At 43.9% G+C, this 21,268-nt stretch carries 1 protein-coding gene (running past one end of the window); it reads left to right on the top strand.

The genetic code is table 11. The features are described 5' to 3' along the window. Positions 1-21,268 carry the 3' portion of a gliding motility-associated C-terminal domain-containing protein gene (locus AB3G33_RS02320; RefSeq protein WP_367772320.1) on the top strand. It extends 7,544 nt beyond the left edge of the window, so only the last 21,268 of its 28,812 coding nucleotides appear in the window; its start codon lies off the left edge, out of view; it ends in the stop codon at positions 21,266-21,268.

Genomic DNA, 21,268 nt, shown 5'->3' with positions numbered 1-21,268 from the left:
AACAAATGTACTTTCTAACGATACCTTAAACGGATCTTTGGTTGATCCAACTAAAGTGACTACAACATTTGTATCAGCAACCAATACAGGAATCACCTTATCAGGAACTAATGTAGTTGTAGCAGCAGGAACACCAGCAGGAAACTACAGTTTAGTTTACCAAATCTGTGAGAAATTAAACCCAACGAATTGTGATCAAGCTACAGTAACGGTAACAGTAACTAAAGCGATAATCGATGCAATTGATGATGCAGGAGCAAGTGTAAACGGCTTCATAGGCGGAACATCATTAACAAATGTACTTTCTAACGATACCTTAAACGGATCTTTGGTTGATCCAACTAAAGTGACTACAACATTTGTATCAGCAACCAATACAGGAATTACCTTATCAGGAACTAATGTAGTTGTAGCAGCAGGAACACCAGCAGGAAACTACAGTTTAGTTTACCAAATCTGTGAAAAACTAAACCCAAGCAATTGCGATACCGCTACGGTAACAGTAACCGTTGGAAAAGCGATAATCGATGCAATTGACGATGTGGTTGCCGGTCCAATCAATGGAAAAGACGGAGGAGACGCAGGGATCAATGTATTGACTAATGACACCTTAAATGGAGTAAAAGTAGTTCCAGCAGATGTAGTAATTACATCGACAGCGACTACCGCCTTAAGCGTAAACACCGACGGAAGCGTGAGTGTTGCTGCAGGAACACCAGCAGGAGAGTACACGATACAATACACGATTTGTGAAAAACTAAACCCAAGCAATTGTGATACCGCTACGGTAACAGTAACCGTTGGAAAAGCGATAATCGATGCAATTGACGATGTGGTTGCCGGTCCAATCAATGGAAAAGACGGAGGAGATGCAGGGATCAATGTATTGACTAATGACACCTTAAATGGAGTAAAAGTAGTTCCAGCAGATGTAGTAATAACATCGACAGCGACTACCGCCTTAAGCGTAAACACCGACGGAAGCGTAAGTGTTGCTGCAGGAACACCAGCAGGAGAGTACACGATACAATACACGATTTGTGAAAAACTAAACCCAAGCAATTGTGATACCGCTACGGTAACAGTAACCGTTGGAAAAGCGATAATCGATGCAATTGACGATGTGGTTGCCGGTCCAATCAATGGAAAAGACGGAGGAGATGCAGGGATCAATGTATTGGATAATGACACCTTAAATGGAGTAAAAGTAGTTCCAGCAGATGTAGTAATAACATCGACAGCGACTACCGCCTTAAGCGTAAACACCGACGGAAGCGTAAGTGTTGCTGCAGGAACACCAGCAGGAGAGTACACGATACAATACACGATTTGTGAAAAACTAAACCCAAGCAATTGTGATACCGCTACGGTAACAGTAACCGTTGGAAAAGCGATAATCGATGCAATTGACGATGTGGTTGCCGGTCCAATCAATGGAAAAGACGGAGGAGATGCAGGGATCAATGTATTGACTAATGACACCTTAAATGGAGTAAAAGTAGTTCCAGCAGATGTAGTAATAACATCGACAGCGACTACCGCCTTAAGCGTAAACACCGACGGAAGCGTAAGTGTTGCTGCAGGAACACCAGCAGGAGAGTACACGATACAATACACGATTTGTGAAAAACTAAACCCAAGCAATTGTGATACCGCTACGGTAACAGTAACCGTTGGAAAAGCGATAATCGATGCAATTGACGATGTGGTTGCCGGTCCAATCAATGGAAAAGACGGAGGAGACGCAGGGATCAATGTATTGACTAATGATACCTTAAATGGAGTAAAAGTAGTTCCAGCAGATGTAGTAATAACATCGACAGCGACTACCGCCTTAAGCGTAAACACCGACGGAAGCGTAAGTGTTGCTGCAGGAACACCAGCAGGAGAGTACACGATACAATACACGATTTGTGAAAAACTAAACCCAAGCAATTGTGATACCGCTACGGTAACAGTAACCGTTGGAAAAGCGATAATCGATGCAATTGACGATGTGGTTGCCGGTCCAATCAATGGAAAAGACGGAGGAGATGCAGGAATCAATGTATTGGATAATGACACCTTAAATGGAGTAAAAGTAGTTCCAGCAGATGTAGTAATAACATCGACAGCGACTACCGCCTTAAGCGTAAACACCGACGGAAGCGTAAGTGTTGCTGCAGGAACACCAGCAGGAGAGTACACGATACAATACACGATTTGTGAAAAACTAAACCCAAGCAATTGTGATACCGCTACGGTAACAGTAACCGTTGGAAAAGCGATAATCGATGCAATTGACGATGTGGTTGCCGGTCCAATCAATGGAAAAGACGGAGGAGATGCAGGGATCAATGTATTGGATAATGACACCTTAAATGGAGTAAAAGTAGTTCCAGCAGATGTAGTAATAACATCGACAGCGACTACCGCCTTAAGCGTAAACACCGACGGAAGCGTAAGTGTTGCTGCAGGAACACCAGCAGGAGAGTACACGATACAATACACGATTTGTGAAAAACTAAACCCAAGCAATTGTGATACCGCTACGGTAACAGTAACCGTTGGAAAAGCGATAATCGATGCAATTGACGATGTGGTTGCCGGTCCAATCAATGGAAAAGACGGAGGAGACGCAGGAATCAATGTATTGACTAATGACACCTTAAATGGAGTAAAAGTAGTTCCAGCAGATGTAGTAATAACATCGACAGCGACTACCGCCTTAAGCGTAAACACCGACGGAAGCGTAAGTGTTGCTGCAGGAACACCAGCAGGAGAGTACACGATACAATACACGATTTGTGAAAAACTAAACCCAAGCAATTGTGATACCGCTACGGTAACAGTAACCGTTGGAAAAGCGATAATCGATGCAATTGACGATGTGGTTGCCGGTCCAATCAATGGAAAAGACGGAGGAGATGCAGGGATCAATGTATTGACTAATGATACCTTAAATGGAGTAAAAGTAGTTCCAGCAGATGTAGTAATAACATCGACAGCGACTACCGCCTTAAGCGTAAACACCGACGGAAGCGTAAGTGTTGCTGCAGGAACACCAGCAGGAGAGTACACGATACAATACACGATTTGTGAAAAACTAAACCCAAGCAATTGTGATACCGCTACGGTAACAGTAACCGTTGGAAAAGCGATAATCGATGCAATTGACGATGTGGTTGCCGGTCCAATCAATGGAAAAGACGGAGGAGACGCAGGAATCAATGTATTGACTAATGACACCTTAAATGGAGTAAAAGTAGTTCCAGCAGATGTAGTAATAACATCGACAGCGACTACCGCCTTAAGCGTAAACACCGACGGAAGCGTAAGTGTTGCTGCAGGAACACCAGCAGGAGAGTACACGATACAATACACGATTTGTGAAAAACTAAACCCAAGCAATTGCGATACCGCTACGGTAACAGTAACCGTTGGAAAAGCGATAATCGATGCAATTGACGATGTGGTTGCCGGTCCAATCAATGGAAAAGACGGAGGAGACGCAGGGATCAATGTATTGACTAATGATACCTTAAATGGAGTAAAAGTAGTTCCAGCAGATGTAGTAATAACATCGACAGCGACTACCGCCTTAAGCGTAAACACCGACGGAAGCGTAAGTGTTGCTGCAGGAACACCAGCAGGAGAGTACACGATACAATACACGATTTGTGAAAAACTAAACCCAAGCAATTGTGATACCGCTACGGTAACAGTAACCGTTGGAAAAGCGATAATCGATGCAATTGACGATGTGGTTGCCGGTCCAATCAATGGAAAAGACGGAGGAGATACAGGGATCAATGTATTGACTAATGACACCTTAAATGGAGTAAAAGTAGTTCCAGCAGATGTAGTAATAACATCGACAGCGACTACCGCCTTAAGCGTAAACACCGACGGAAGCGTAAGTGTTGCTGCAGGAACACCAGCAGGAGAGTACACGATACAATACACGATTTGTGAAAAACTAAACCCAAGCAATTGCGATACCGCTACGGTAACAGTAACCGTTGGAAAAGCGATAATCGATGCAATTGACGATGTGGTTGCCGGTCCAATCAATGGAAAAGACGGAGGAGATGCAGGGATCAATGTATTGACTAATGACACCTTAAATGGAGTAAAAGTAGTTCCAGCAGATGTAGTAATAACATCGACAGCGACTACCGCCTTAAGCGTAAACACCGACGGAAGCGTGAGTGTTGCTGCAGGAACACCAGCAGGAGAGTACACGATACAATACACGATTTGTGAAAAACTAAACCCAAGCAATTGTGATACCGCTACGGTAACAGTAACCGTTGGAAAAGCGATAATCGATGCAATTGACGATGTGGTTGCCGGTCCAATCAATGGAAAAGACGGAGGAGATGCAGGGATCAATGTATTGACTAATGACACCTTAAATGGAGTAAAAGTAGTTCCAGCAGATGTAGTAATAACATCGACAGCGACTACCGCCTTAAGCGTAAACACCGACGGAAGCGTAAGTGTTGCTGCAGGAACACCAGCAGGAGAGTACACGATACAATACACGATTTGTGAAAAACTAAACCCAAGCAATTGTGATACCGCTACGGTAACAGTAACCGTTGGAAAAGCGATAATCGATGCAATTGACGATGTGGTTGCCGGTCCAATCAATGGAAAAGACGGAGGAGACGCAGGAATCAATGTATTGACTAATGATACCTTAAATGGAGTAAAAGTAGTTCCAGCAGATGTAGTAATAACATCGACAGCGACTACCGCCTTAAGCGTAAACACCGACGGAAGCGTAAGTGTTGCTGCAGGAACACCAGCAGGAGAGTACACGATACAATACACGATTTGTGAAAAACTAAACCCAAGCAATTGCGATACCGCTACGGTAACAGTAACCGTTGGAAAAGCGATAATCGATGCAATTGACGATGTGGTTGCCGGTCCAATCAATGGAAAAGACGGAGGAGACGCAGGGATCAATGTATTGACTAATGACACCTTAAATGGAGTAAAAGTAGTTCCAGCAGATGTAGTAATAACATCGACAGCGACTACCGCCTTAAGCGTAAACACCGACGGAAGCGTGAGTGTTGCTGCAGGAACACCAGCAGGAGAGTACACGATACAATACACGATTTGTGAAAAACTAAACCCAAGCAATTGCGATACCGCTACGGTAACAGTAACCGTTGGAAAAGCGATAATCGATGCAATTGACGATGTGGTTGCCGGTCCAATCAATGGAAAAGACGGAGGAGATACAGGGATCAATGTATTGACTAATGACACCTTAAATGGAGTAAAAGTAGTTCCAGCAGATGTAGTAATAACATCGACAGCGACTACCGCCTTAAGCGTAAACACCGACGGAAGCGTAAGTGTTGCTGCAGGAACACCAGCAGGAGAGTACACGATACAATACACGATTTGTGAAAAACTAAACCCAAGCAATTGTGATACCGCTACGGTAACAGTAACCGTTGGAAAAGCGATAATCGATGCAATTGACGATGTGGTTGCCGGTCCAATCAATGGAAAAGACGGAGGAGACGCAGGAATCAATGTATTGACTAATGATACCTTAAATGGAGTAAAAGTAGTTCCAGCAGATGTAGTAATAACATCGACAGCGACTACCGCCTTAAGCGTAAACACCGACGGAAGCGTAAGTGTTGCTGCAGGAACACCAGCAGGAGAGTACACGATACAATACACGATTTGTGAAAAACTAAACCCAAGCAATTGCGATACCGCTACGGTAACAGTAACCGTTGGAAAAGCGATAATCGATGCAATTGACGATGTGGTTGCCGGTCCAATCAATGGAAAAGACGGAGGAGACGCAGGGATCAATGTATTGACTAATGACACCTTAAATGGAGTAAAAGTAGTTCCAGCAGATGTAGTAATTACATCGACAGCGACTACCGCCTTAAGCGTAAACACCGACGGAAGCGTGAGTGTTGCTGCAGGAACACCAGCAGGAGAGTACACGATACAATACACGATTTGTGAAAAACTAAACCCAAGCAATTGCGATACCGCTACGGTAACAGTAACCGTTGGAAAAGCGATAATCGATGCAATTGACGATGTGGTTGCCGGTCCAATCAATGGAAAAGACGGAGGAGATACAGGGATCAATGTATTGACTAATGACACCTTAAATGGAGTAAAAGTAGTTCCAGCAGATGTAGTAATAACATCGACAGCGACTACCGCCTTAAGCGTAAACACCGACGGAAGCGTGAGTGTTGCTGCAGGAACACCAGCAGGAGAGTACACGATACAATACACGATTTGTGAAAAACTAAACCCAAGCAATTGTGATACCGCTACGGTAACAGTAACCGTTGGAAAAGCGATAATCGATGCAATTGACGATGTGGTTGCCGGTCCAATCAATGGAAAAGACGGAGGAGATGCAGGGATCAATGTATTGGATAATGATACCTTAAATGGAGTAAAAGTAGTTCCAGCAGATGTAGTAATAACATCGACAGCGACTACCGCCTTAAGCGTAAACACCGACGGAAGCGTAAGTGTTGCTGCAGGAACACCAGCAGGAGAGTACACGATACAATACACGATTTGTGAAAAACTAAACCCAAGCAATTGTGATACCGCTACGGTAACAGTAACCGTTGGAAAAGCGATAATCGATGCAATTGACGATGTGGTTGCCGGTCCAATCAATGGAAAAGACGGAGGAGATGCAGGGATCAATGTATTGGATAATGACACCTTAAATGGAGTAAAAGTAGTTCCAGCAGATGTAGTAATAACATCGACAGCGACTACCGCCTTAAGCGTAAACACCGACGGAAGCGTAAGTGTTGCTGCAGGAACACCAGCAGGAGAGTACACGATACAATACACGATTTGTGAAAAACTAAACCCAAGCAATTGTGATACCGCTACGGTAACAGTAACCGTTGGAAAAGCGATAATCGATGCAATTGACGATGTGGTTGCCGGTCCAATCAATGGAAAAGACGGAGGAGACGCAGGAATCAATGTATTGACTAATGACACCTTAAATGGAGTAAAAGTAGTTCCAGCAGATGTAGTAATAACATCGACAGCGACTACCGCCTTAAGCGTAAACACCGACGGAAGCGTAAGTGTTGCTGCAGGAACACCAGCAGGAGAGTACACGATACAATACACGATTTGTGAAAAACTAAACCCAAGCAATTGTGATACCGCTACGGTAACAGTAACCGTTGGAAAAGCGATAATCGATGCAATTGACGATGTGGTTGCCGGTCCAATCAATGGAAAAGACGGAGGAGACGCAGGGATCAATGTATTGACTAATGACACCTTAAATGGAGTAAAAGTAGTTCCAGCAGATGTAGTAATAACATCGACAGCGACTACCGCCTTAAGCGTAAACACCGACGGAAGCGTAAGTGTTGCTGCAGGAACACCAGCAGGAGAGTACACGATACAATACACGATTTGTGAAAAACTAAACCCAAGCAATTGTGATACCGCTACGGTAACAGTAACCGTTGGAAAAGCGATAATCGATGCAATTGACGATGTGGTTGCCGGTCCAATCAATGGAAAAGACGGAGGAGACGCAGGAATCAATGTATTGACTAATGACACCTTAAATGGAGTAAAAGTAGTTCCAGCAGATGTAGTAATAACATCGACAGCGACTACCGCCTTAAGCGTAAACACCGACGGAAGCGTAAGTGTTGCTGCAGGAACACCAGCAGGAGAGTACACGATACAATACACGATTTGTGAAAAACTAAACCCAAGCAATTGCGATACCGCTACGGTAACAGTAACCGTTGGAAAAGCGATAATCGATGCAATTGACGATGTGGTTGCCGGTCCAATCAATGGAAAAGACGGAGGAGACGCAGGGATCAATGTATTGACTAATGATACCTTAAATGGAGTAAAAGTAGTTCCAGCAGATGTAGTAATAACATCGACAGCGACTACCGCCTTAAGCGTAAACACCGACGGAAGCGTAAGTGTTGCTGCAGGAACACCAGCAGGAGAGTACACGATACAATACACGATTTGTGAAAAACTAAACCCAAGCAATTGTGATACCGCTACGGTAACAGTAACCGTTGGAAAAGCGATAATCGATGCAATTGACGATGTGGTTGCCGGTCCAATCAATGGAAAAGACGGAGGAGATACAGGGATCAATGTATTGACTAATGACACCTTAAATGGAGTAAAAGTAGTTCCAGCAGATGTAGTAATAACATCGACAGCGACTACCGCCTTAAGCGTAAACACCGACGGAAGCGTAAGTGTTGCTGCAGGAACACCAGCAGGAGAGTACACGATACAATACACGATTTGTGAAAAACTAAACCCAAGCAATTGCGATACCGCTACGGTAACAGTAACCGTTGGAAAAGCGATAATCGATGCAATTGACGATGTGGTTGCCGGTCCAATCAATGGAAAAGACGGAGGAGATGCAGGGATCAATGTATTGACTAATGACACCTTAAATGGAGTAAAAGTAGTTCCAGCAGATGTAGTAATAACATCGACAGCGACTACCGCCTTAAGCGTAAACACCGACGGAAGCGTAAGTGTTGCTGCAGGAACACCAGCAGGAGAGTACACGATACAATACACGATTTGTGAAAAACTAAACCCAAGCAATTGCGATACCGCTACGGTAACAGTAACCGTTGGAAAAGCGATAATCGATGCAATTGACGATGTGGTTGCCGGTCCAATCAATGGAAAAGACGGAGGAGACGCAGGGATCAATGTATTGACTAATGATACCTTAAATGGAGTAAAAGTAGTTCCAGCAGATGTAGTAATAACATCGACAGCGACTACCGCCTTAAGCGTAAACACCGACGGAAGCGTAAGTGTTGCTGCAGGAACACCAGCAGGAGAGTACACGATACAATACACGATTTGTGAAAAACTAAACCCAAGCAATTGTGATACCGCTACGGTAACAGTAACCGTTGGAAAAGCGATAATCGATGCAATTGACGATGTGGTTGCCGGTCCAATCAATGGAAAAGACGGAGGAGATACAGGGATCAATGTATTGACTAATGACACCTTAAATGGAGTAAAAGTAGTTCCAGCAGATGTAGTAATAACATCGACAGCGACTACCGCCTTAAGCGTAAACACCGACGGAAGCGTAAGTGTTGCTGCAGGAACACCAGCAGGAGAGTACACGATACAATACACGATTTGTGAAAAACTAAACCCAAGCAATTGCGATACCGCTACGGTAACAGTAACCGTTGGAAAAGCGATAATCGATGCAATTGACGATGTGGTTGCCGGTCCAATCAATGGAAAAGACGGAGGAGATGCAGGGATCAATGTATTGACTAATGACACCTTAAATGGAGTAAAAGTAGTTCCAGCAGATGTAGTAATAACATCGACAGCGACTACCGCCTTAAGCGTAAACACCGACGGAAGCGTAAGTGTTGCTGCAGGAACACCAGCAGGAGAGTACACGATACAATACACGATTTGTGAAAAACTAAACCCAAGCAATTGTGATACCGCTACGGTAACAGTAACCGTTGGAAAAGCGATAATCGATGCAATTGACGATGTGGTTGCCGGTCCAATCAATGGAAAAGACGGAGGAGATGCAGGGATCAATGTATTGACTAATGACACCTTAAATGGAGTAAAAGTAGTTCCAGCAGATGTAGTAATAACATCGACAGCGACTACCGCCTTAAGCGTAAACACCGACGGAAGCGTAAGTGTTGCTGCAGGAACACCAGCAGGAGAGTACACGATACAATACACGATTTGTGAAAAACTAAACCCAAGCAATTGTGATACCGCTACGGTAACAGTAACCGTTGGAAAAGCGATAATCGATGCAATTGACGATGTGGTTGCCGGTCCAATCAATGGAAAAGACGGAGGAGACGCAGGGATCAATGTATTGACTAATGACACCTTAAATGGAGTAAAAGTAGTTCCAGCAGATGTAGTAATTACATCGACAGCGACTACCGCCTTAAGCGTAAACACCGACGGAAGCGTGAGTGTTGCTGCAGGAACACCAGCAGGAGAGTACACGATACAATACACGATTTGTGAAAAACTAAACCCAAGCAATTGCGATACCGCTACGGTAACAGTAACCGTTGGAAAAGCGATAATCGATGCAATTGACGATGTGGTTGCCGGTCCAATCAATGGAAAAGACGGAGGAGATACAGGGATCAATGTATTGACTAATGACACCTTAAATGGAGTAAAAGTAGTTCCAGCAGATGTAGTAATAACATCGACAGCGACTACCGCCTTAAGCGTAAACACCGACGGAAGCGTGAGTGTTGCTGCAGGAACACCAGCAGGAGAGTACACGATACAATACACGATTTGTGAAAAACTAAACCCAAGCAATTGTGATACCGCTACGGTAACAGTAACCGTTGGAAAAGCGATAATCGATGCAATTGACGATGTGGTTGCCGGTCCAATCAATGGAAAAGACGGAGGAGACGCAGGAATCAATGTATTGACTAATGACACCTTAAATGGAGTAAAAGTAGTTCCAGCAGATGTAGTAATAACATCGACAGCGACTACGGCCTTAAGCGTAAACACCGACGGAAGCGTAAGTGTTGCTGCAGGAACACCAGCAGGAGAGTACACGATACAATACACGATTTGTGAAAAACTAAACCCAAGCAATTGCGATACCGCTACGGTAACAGTAACCGTTGGAAAAGCGATAATCGATGCAATTGACGATGTGGTTGCCGGTCCAATCAATGGAAAAGACGGAGGAGACGCAGGGATCAATGTATTGACTAATGACACCTTAAATGGAGTAAAAGTAGTTCCAGCAGATGTAGTAATTACATCGACAGCGACTACCGCCTTAAGCGTAAACACCGACGGAAGCGTGAGTGTTGCTGCAGGAACACCAGCAGGAGAGTACACGATACAATACACGATTTGTGAAAAACTAAACCCAAGCAATTGCGATACCGCTACGGTAACAGTAACCGTTGGAAAAGCGATAATCGATGCAATTGACGATGTGGTTGCCGGTCCAATCAATGGAAAAGACGGAGGAGATACAGGGATCAATGTATTGACTAATGACACCTTAAATGGAGTAAAAGTAGTTCCAGCAGATGTAGTAATAACATCGACAGCGACTACCGCCTTAAGCGTAAACACCGACGGAAGCGTGAGTGTTGCTGCAGGAACACCAGCAGGAGAGTACACGATACAATACACGATTTGTGAAAAACTAAACCCAAGCAATTGTGATACCGCTACGGTAACAGTAACCGTTGGAAAAGCGATAATCGATGCAATTGACGATGTGGTTGCCGGTCCAATCAATGGAAAAGACGGAGGAGACGCAGGAATCAATGTATTGACTAATGACACCTTAAATGGAGTAAAAGTAGTTCCAGCAGATGTAGTAATAACATCGACAGCGACTACGGCCTTAAGCGTAAACACCGACGGAAGCGTAAGTGTTGCTGCAGGAACACCAGCAGGAGAGTACACGATACAATACACGATTTGTGAAAAACTAAACCCAAGCAATTGCGATACCGCTACGGTAACAGTAACCGTTGGAAAAGCGATAATCGATGCAATTGACGATGTGGTTGCCGGTCCAATCAATGGAAAAGACGGAGGAGACGCAGGGATCAATGTATTGACTAATGACACCTTAAATGGAGTAAAAGTAGTTCCAGCAGATGTAGTAATAACATCGACAGCGACTACCGCCTTAAGCGTAAACACCGACGGAAGCGTAAGTGTTGCTGCAGGAACACCAGCAGGAGAGTACACGATACAATACACGATTTGTGAAAAACTAAACCCAAGCAATTGTGATACCGCTACGGTAACAGTAACCGTTGGAAAAGCGATAATCGATGCAATTGACGATGTGGTTGCCGGTCCAATCAATGGAAAAGACGGAGGAGATGCAGGGATCAATGTATTGACTAATGACACCTTAAATGGAGTAAAAGTAGTTCCAGCAGATGTAGTAATAACATCGACAGCGACTACCGCCTTAAGCGTAAACACCGACGGAAGCGTAAGTGTTGCTGCAGGAACACCAGCAGGAGAGTACACGATACAATACACGATTTGTGAAAAACTAAACCCAAGCAATTGCGATACCGCTACGGTAACAGTAACCGTTGGAAAAGCGATAATCGATGCAATTGACGATGTGGTTGCCGGTCCAATCAATGGAAAAGACGGAGGAGACGCAGGGATCAATGTATTGATTAATGATACCTTAAATGGAGTAAAAGTAGTTCCAGCAGATGTAGTAATAACATCGACAGCGACTACCGCCTTAAGCGTAAACACCGACGGAAGCGTAAGTGTTGCTGCAGGAACACCAGCAGGAGAGTACACGATACAATACACGATTTGTGAAAAACTAAACCCAAGCAATTGTGATACCGCTACGGTAACAGTAACCGTTGGAAAAGCGATAATCGATGCAATTGACGATGTGGTTGCCGGTCCAATCAATGGAAAAGACGGAGGAGACGCAGGAATCAATGTATTGACTAATGACACCTTAAATGGAGTAAAAGTAGTTCCAGCAGATGTAGTAATAACATCGACAGCGACTACCGCCTTAAGCGTAAACACCGACGGAAGCGTAAGTGTTGCTGCAGGAACACCAGCAGGAGAGTACACGATACAATACACGATTTGTGAAAAACTAAACCCAAGCAATTGCGATACCGCTACGGTAACAGTAACCGTTGGAAAAGCGATAATCGATGCAATTGACGATGTGGTTGCCGGTCCAATCAATGGAAAAGACGGAGGAGACGCAGGGATCAATGTATTGACTAATGATACCTTAAATGGAGTAAAAGTAGTTCCAGCAGATGTAGTAATAACATCGACAGCGACTACCGCCTTAAGCGTAAACACCGACGGAAGCGTAAGTGTTGCTGCAGGAACACCAGCAGGAGAGTACACGATACAATACACGATTTGTGAAAAACTAAACCCAAGCAATTGTGATACCGCTACGGTAACAGTAACCGTTGGAAAAGCGATAATCGATGCAATTGACGATGTGGTTGCCGGTCCAATCAATGGAAAAGACGGAGGAGACGCAGGGATCAATGTATTGACTAATGATACCTTAAATGGAGTAAAAGTAGTTCCAGCAGATGTAGTAATAACATCGACAGCGACTACCGCCTTAAGCGTAAACACCGACGGAAGCGTAAGTGTTGCTGCAGGAACACCAGCAGGAGAGTACACGATACAATACACGATTTGTGAAAAACTAAACCCAAGCAATTGCGATACCGCTACGGTAACAGTAACCGTTGGAAAAGCGATAATCGATGCAATTGACGATGTGGTTGCCGGTCCAATCAATGGAAAAGACGGAGGAGATGCAGGGATCAATGTATTGACTAATGACACCTTAAATGGAGTAAAAGTAGTTCCAGCAGATGTAGTAATAACATCGACAGCGACTACCGCCTTAAGCGTAAACACCGACGGAAGCGTAAGTGTTGCTGCAGGAACACCAGCAGGAGAGTACACGATACAATACACGATTTGTGAAAAACTAAACCCAAGCAATTGTGATACCGCTACGGTAACAGTAACCGTTGGAAAAGCGATAATCGATGCAATTGACGATGTGGTTGCCGGTCCAATCAATGGAAAAGACGGAGGAGATGCAGGGATCAATGTATTGACTAATGACACCTTAAATGGAGTAAAAGTAGTTCCAGCAGATGTAGTAATAACATCGACAGCGACTACCGCCTTAAGCGTAAACACCGACGGAAGCGTAAGTGTTGCTGCAGGAACACCAGCAGGAGAGTACACGATACAATACACGATTTGTGAAAAACTAAACCCAAGCAATTGCGATACCGCTACGGTAACAGTAACCGTTGGAAAAGCGATAATCGATGCAATTGACGATGTGGTTGCCGGTCCAATCAATGGAAAAGACGGAGGAGATACAGGGATCAATGTATTGACTAATGACACCTTAAATGGAGTAAAAGTAGTTCCAGCAGATGTAGTAATAACATCGACAGCGACTACCGCCTTAAGCGTAAACACCGACGGAAGCGTAAGTGTTGCTGCAGGAACACCAGCAGGAGAGTACACGATACAATACACGATTTGTGAAAAACTAAACCCAAGCAATTGCGATACCGCTACGGTAACAGTAACCGTTGGAAAAGCGATAATCGATGCAATTGACGATGTGGTTGCCGGTCCAATCAATGGAAAAGACGGAGGAGACGCAGGGATCAATGTATTGATTAATGATACCTTAAATGGAGTAAAAGTAGTTCCAGCAGATGTAGTAATAACATCGACAGCGACTACCGCCTTAAGCGTAAACACCGACGGAAGCGTAAGTGTTGCTGCAGGAACACCAGCAGGAGAGTACACGATACAATACACGATTTGTGAAAAACTAAACCCAAGCAATTGTGATACCGCTACGGTAACAGTAACCGTTGGAAAAGCGATAATCGATGCAATTGACGATGTGGTTGCCGGTCCAATCAATGGAAAAGACGGAGGAGACGCAGGAATCAATGTATTGACTAATGACACCTTAAATGGAGTAAAAGTAGTTCCAGCAGATGTAGTAATAACATCGACAGCGACTACCGCCTTAAGCGTAAACACCGACGGAAGCGTAAGTGTTGCTGCAGGAACACCAGCAGGAGAGTACACGATACAATACACGATTTGTGAAAAACTAAACCCAAGCAATTGCGATACCGCTACGGTAACAGTAACCGTTGGAAAAGCGATAATCGATGCAATTGACGATGTGGTTGCCGGTCCAATCAATGGAAAAGACGGAGGAGACGCAGGGATCAATGTATTGACTAATGATACCTTAAATGGAGTAAAAGTAGTTCCAGCAGATGTAGTAATAACATCGACAGCGACTACCGCCTTAAGCGTAAACACCGACGGAAGCGTAAGTGTTGCTGCAGGAACACCAGCAGGAGAGTACACGATACAATACACGATTTGTGAAAAACTAAACCCAAGCAATTGTGATACCGCTACGGTAACAGTAACCGTTGGAAAAGCGATAATCGATGCAATTGACGATGTGGTTGCCGGTCCAATCAATGGAAAAGACGGAGGAGACGCAGGGATCAATGTATTGACTAATGATACCTTAAATGGAGTAAAAGTAGTTCCAGCAGATGTAGTAATAACATCGACAGCGACTACCGCCTTAAGCGTAAACACCGACGGAAGCGTAAGTGTTGCTGCAGGAACACCAGCAGGAGAGTACACGATACAATACACGATTTGTGAAAAACTAAACCCAAGCAATTGCGATACCGCTACGGTAACAGTAACCGTTGGAAAAGCGATAATCGATGCAATTGACGATGTGGTTGCCGGTCCAATCAATGGAAAAGACGGAGGAGATGCAGGGATCAATGTATTGACTAATGACACCTTAAATGGAGTAAAAGTAGTTCCAGCAGATGTAGTAATAACATCGACAGCGACTACCGCCTTAAGCGTAAACACCGACGGAAGCGTAAGTGTTGCTGCAGGAACACCAGCAGGAGAGTACACGATACAATACACGATTTGTGAAAAACTAAACCCAAGCAATTGTGATACCGCTACGGTAACAGTAACCGTTGGAAAAGCGATAATCGATGCAATTGACGATGTGGTTGCCGGTCCAATCAATGGAAAAGACGGAGGAGATGCAGGGATCAATGTATTGACTAATGACACCTTAAATGGAGTAAAAGTAGTTCCAGCAGATGTAGTAATAACATCGACAGCGACTACCGCCTTAAGCGTAAACACCGACGGAAGCGTAAGTGTTGCTGCAGGAACACCAGCAGGAGAGTACACGATACAATACACGATTTGTGAAAAACTAAACCCAAGCAATTGTGATACCGCTACGGTAACAGTAACCGTTGGAAAAGCGATAATCGATGCAATTGACGATGTGGTTGCCGGTCCAATCAATGGAAAAGACGGAGGAGACGCAGGAATCAATGTATTGACTAATGACACCTTAAATGGAGTAAAAGTAGTTCCAGCAGATGTAGTAATAACATCGACAGCGACTACCGCCTTAAGCGTAAACACCGACGGAAGCGTAAGTGTTGCTGCAGGAACACCAGCAGGAGAGTACACGATACAATACACGATTTGTGAAAAACTAAACCCAAGCAATTGCGATACCGCTACGGTAACAGTAACCGTTGGAAAAGCGATAATCGATGCAATTGACGATGTGGTTGCCGGTCCAATCAATGGAAAAGACGGAGGAGACGCAGGGATCAATGTATTGACTAATGATACCTTAAATGGAGTAAAAGTAGTTCCAGCAGATGTAGTAATAACATCGACAGCGACTACCGCCTTAAGCGTAAACACCGACGGAAGCGTAAGTGTTGCTGCAGGAACACCAGCAGGAGAGTACACGATACAATACACGATTTGTGAAAAACTAAACCCAAGCAATTGTGATACCGCTACGGTAACAGTAACCGTTGGAAAAGCGATAATCGATGCAATTGACGATGTGGTTGCCGGTCCAATCAATGGAAAAGACGGAGGAGACGCAGGGATCAATGTATTGACTAATGATACCTTAAATGGAGTAAAAGTAGTTCCAGCAGATGTAGTAATAACATCGACAGCGACTACCGCCTTAAGCGTAAACACCGACGGAAGCGTGAGTGTTGCTGCAGGAACACCAGCAGGAGAGTACACGATACAATACACGATTTGTGAAAAACTAAACCCAAGCAATTGTGATACCGCTACGGTAACAGTAACCGTTGGAAAAGCGATAATCGATGCAATTGACGATGTGGTTGCCGGTCCAATCAATGGAAAAGACGGAGGAGACGCAGGAATCAATGTATTGACTAATGACACCTTAAATGGAGTAAAAGTAGTTCCAGCAGATGTAGTAATAACATCGACAGCGACTACGGCCTTAAGCGTAAACACCGACGGAAGCGTAAGTGTTGCTGCAGGAACACCAGCAGGAGAGTACACGATACAATACACGATTTGTGAAAAACTAAACCCAAGCAATTGCGATACCGCTACGGTAACAGTAACCGTTGGAAAAGCGATAATCGATGCAATTGACGATGTGGTTGCCGGTCCAATCAATGGAAAAGACGGAGGAGACGCAGGAATCAATGTATTGACTAATGACACCTTAAATGGAGTAAAAGTAGTTCCAGCAGATGTAGTAATAACATCGACAGCGACTACCGCCTTAAGCGTAAACACCGACGGAAGCGTGAGTGTTGCTGCAGGAACACCAGCAGGAGAGTACACGATACAATACACGATTTGTGAAAAACTAAACCCAAGCAATTGTGATACCGCTACGGTAACAGTAACCGTTGGAAAAGCGATAATCGATGCAATTGACGATGTGGTTGCCGGTCCAATCAATGGAAAAGACGGAGGAGACGCAGGAATCAATGTATTGACTAATGACACCTTAAATGGAGTAAAAGTAGTTCCAGCAGATGTAGTAATAACATCGACAGCGACTACCGCCTTAAGCGTAAACACCGACGGAAGCGTAAGTGTTGCTGCAGGAACACCAGCAGGAGAGTACACGATACAATACACGATTTGTGAAAAACTAAACCCAAGCAATTGCGATACCGCTACGGTAACAGTAACCGTTGGAAAAGCGATAATCGATGCAATTGACGATGTGGTTGCCGGTCCAATCAATGGAAAAGACGGAGGAGACGCAGGGATCAATGTATTGACTAATGACACCTTAAATGGAGTAAAAGTAGTTCCAGCAGATGTAGTAATAACATCGACAGCGACTACCGCCTTAAGCGTAAACACCGACGGAAGCGTAAGTGTTGCTGCAGGAACACCAGCAGGAGAGTACACGATACAATACACGATTTGTGAAAAACTAAACCCAAGCAATTGTGATACCGCTACGGTAACAGTAACCGTTGGAAAAGCGATAATCGATGCAATTGACGATGTGGTTGCCGGTCCAATCAATGGAAAAGACGGAGGAGACGCAGGGATCAATGTATTGACTAATGACACCTTAAATGGAGTAAAAGTAGTTCCAGCAGATGTAGTAATAACATCGACAGCGACTACCGCCTTAAGCGTAAACACCGACGGAAGCGTAAGTGTTGCTGCAGGAACACCAGCAGGAGAGTACACGATACAATACACGATTTGTGAAAAACTAAACCCAAGCAATTGCGATACCGCTACGGTAACAGTAACCGTTGGAAAAGCGATAATCGATGCAATTGACGATGTGGTTGCCGGTCCAATCAATGGAAAAGACGGAGGAGACGCAGGGATCAATGTATTGACTAATGACACCTTAAATGGAGTAAAAGTAGTTCCAGCAGATGTAGTAATTACATCGACAGCGACTACCGCCTTAAGCGTAAACACCGACGGAAGCGTGAGTGTTGCTGCAGGAACACCAGCAGGAGAGTACACGATACAATACACGATTTGTGAAAAACTAAACCCAAGCAATTGCGATACCGCTACGGTAACAGTAACCGTTGGAAAAGCGATAATCGATGCAATTGACGATGTGGTTGCCGGTCCAATCAATGGAAAAGACGGAGGAGATACAGGGATCAATGTATTGATTAATGACACCTTAAATGGAGTAAAAGTAGTTCCAGCAGATGTAGTAATAACATCGACAGCGACTACCGCCTTAAGCGTAAACACCGACGGAAGCGTAAGTGTTGCTGCAGGAACACCAGCAGGAGAGTACACGATACAATACACGATTTGTGAAAAACTAAACCCAAGCAATTGCGATACCGCTACGGTAACAGTAACCGTTGGAAAAGCGATAATCGATGCAATTGACGATGTGGTTGCCGGTCCAATCAATGGAAAAGACGGAGGAGATGCAGGGATCAATGTATTGACTAATGACACCTTAAATGGAGTAAAAGTAGTTCCAGCAGATGTAGTAATAACATCGACAGCGACTACCGCCTTAAGCGTAAACACCGACGGAAGCGTAAGTGTTGCTGCAGGAACACCAGCAGGAGAGTACACGATACAATACACGATTTGTGAAAAACTAAACCCAAGCAATTGCGATACCGCTACGGTAACAGTAACCGTTGGAAAAGCGATAATCGATGCAATTGACGATGTGGTTGCCGGTCCAATCAATGGAAAAGACGGAGGAGACGCAGGGATCAATGTATTGATTAATGATACCTTAAATGGAGTAAAAGTAGTTCCAGCAGATGTAGTAATAACATCGACAGCGACTACCGCCTTAAGCGTAAACACCGACGGAAGCGTAAGTGTTGCTGCAGGAACACCAGCAGGAGAGTACACGATACAATACACGATTTGTGAAAAACTAAACCCAAGCAATTGTGATACCGCTACGGTAACAGTACATGTAGTTGCAGCACCAATCGATGCAGTATCAGATATTGGAGGTCCAATCAATGGAGCAACGGGTGGAACAGTACCAAGTGTATTGACAAACGATACCTTAAACGGGGTACCAGTTAAACCATCAGATGTTGTATTGACAAGCACGCCAAACGGACCATTAACAGTAAATGCATATGGAACAGTAAGTATTGCACCAAATACACCAGCGGGAGATTATACAGTACCATATACTATCTGTGAGGTATTGAACCCAACGAATTGTGATACCGCTACGGTAACAGTACATGTAGTTGCAGCACCAATCGATGCAGTAGCTGATGTTGCAGGTCCAATCAATGGAGCAACGGGTGGAACAGTACCAAGTGTATTGACAAACGATACCTTAAACGGGGTACCAGTTAAACCATCAGATGTTGTATTGACAAGCACGCCAAACGGACCATTAACAGTAAATACAGATGGAACAGTAAGTATTGCACCAAATACACCAGCGGGAGATTATACGGTACCATATACTATCTGTGAGGTATTGAACCCAACAAATTGTGATACGGCTACGGTAACAGTACATGTAGTTGCAGCACCAATCGATGCAGTAGCTGATGTTGCAGGTCCAATCAATGGAACAACGGGCGGAACAGTACCAAGTGTATTGACAAACGATACCTTAAACGGGGTACCAGTTAATCCATCAGATGTTGTATTGACAAGCACGCCAAACGGACCATTAACAATAAATGCAGATGGAACAGTAAGTATTGCACCAAATACACCAGCGGGAGACTATACAGTACCATATACTATCTGTGAGGTATTGAACCCAACGAATTGTGATACGGCTACGGTAACAGTACATGTAGTTGCAGCACCAATCGATGCAGTAGCTGATGTTGCAGGCCCAATCAATGGAACAACAGGTGGAACAGTACCAAGTGTATTGACAAACGATACCTTAAACGGGGTACCAGTTAATCCATCAGATGTTGTATTGACAAGCACGCCAAACGGACCATTAACAGTAAATGCAGATGGAACAGTAAGTATTGCACCAAATACACCAGCGGGAGACTATACAGTAACATATACTATCTGTGAGGTATTGAACCCAACGAATTGTGATACGGCTACAGTAACTGTAACCGTGGCTGCAGGTCAAACGGAGTCACCAAGTATTTCAATTATAAAAACTGGAGTTTTCAACGATAGCAATAATGATGGGTTTGCTCAAGTAGGAGAGACAATATCTTATAGTTTCCTTATCACTAATACTGGAAATATGGCTCTTTCTAATGTCACTGTTACAGATAATCTGACAGGATTGATTTTAACAGGTAGTCCAATAGTTAGCTTAGGTGCTGGTGAAACCAATAACACAGCATATAGTGGTGTTTATCCTGTAACGTTAAGAGATATTCAACTTGGATTAGTTACAAACTATGCGAATGTAACAGGGTCAATTTTAAATGGAACTATTGTGAAAGACGATACACAAATTGAAACGAAACTTAATGAAGAACCAATTGTTTTACCAGCTTTAGAATGTGTTATAGAAGTGTTTAATGCAGTGTCTCCTAATGGCGATGGTAATAATGATTTCTTTAGAATTGATGGTCTAGAATGTTATCCTGAAAATAAGGTTGAGATCTATAACCGTTGGGGAGTTCTTGTATTTGAAAGAGTTGGTTACAATAACACTGATAAATCATTTAAAGGTTTCTCAGAAGGGCGTGTAACTATTAGCCAATCAGAAGGATTACCTACAGGTACTTATTATTATATTTTGAAATATAAAGATAACGATGCTATAGGTCATGAAAAAGCTGGATATTTGTATTTAAATAGATAA

The organism is Flavobacterium sp. WC2421 (assembly GCF_040822115.1).
Classification (GTDB): Bacteria; Bacteroidota; Bacteroidia; order Flavobacteriales; family Flavobacteriaceae; genus Flavobacterium.
Note: the sequence above shows the minus strand (reverse complement) of the source record. Positions and strands in the feature narration are given on the sequence as shown.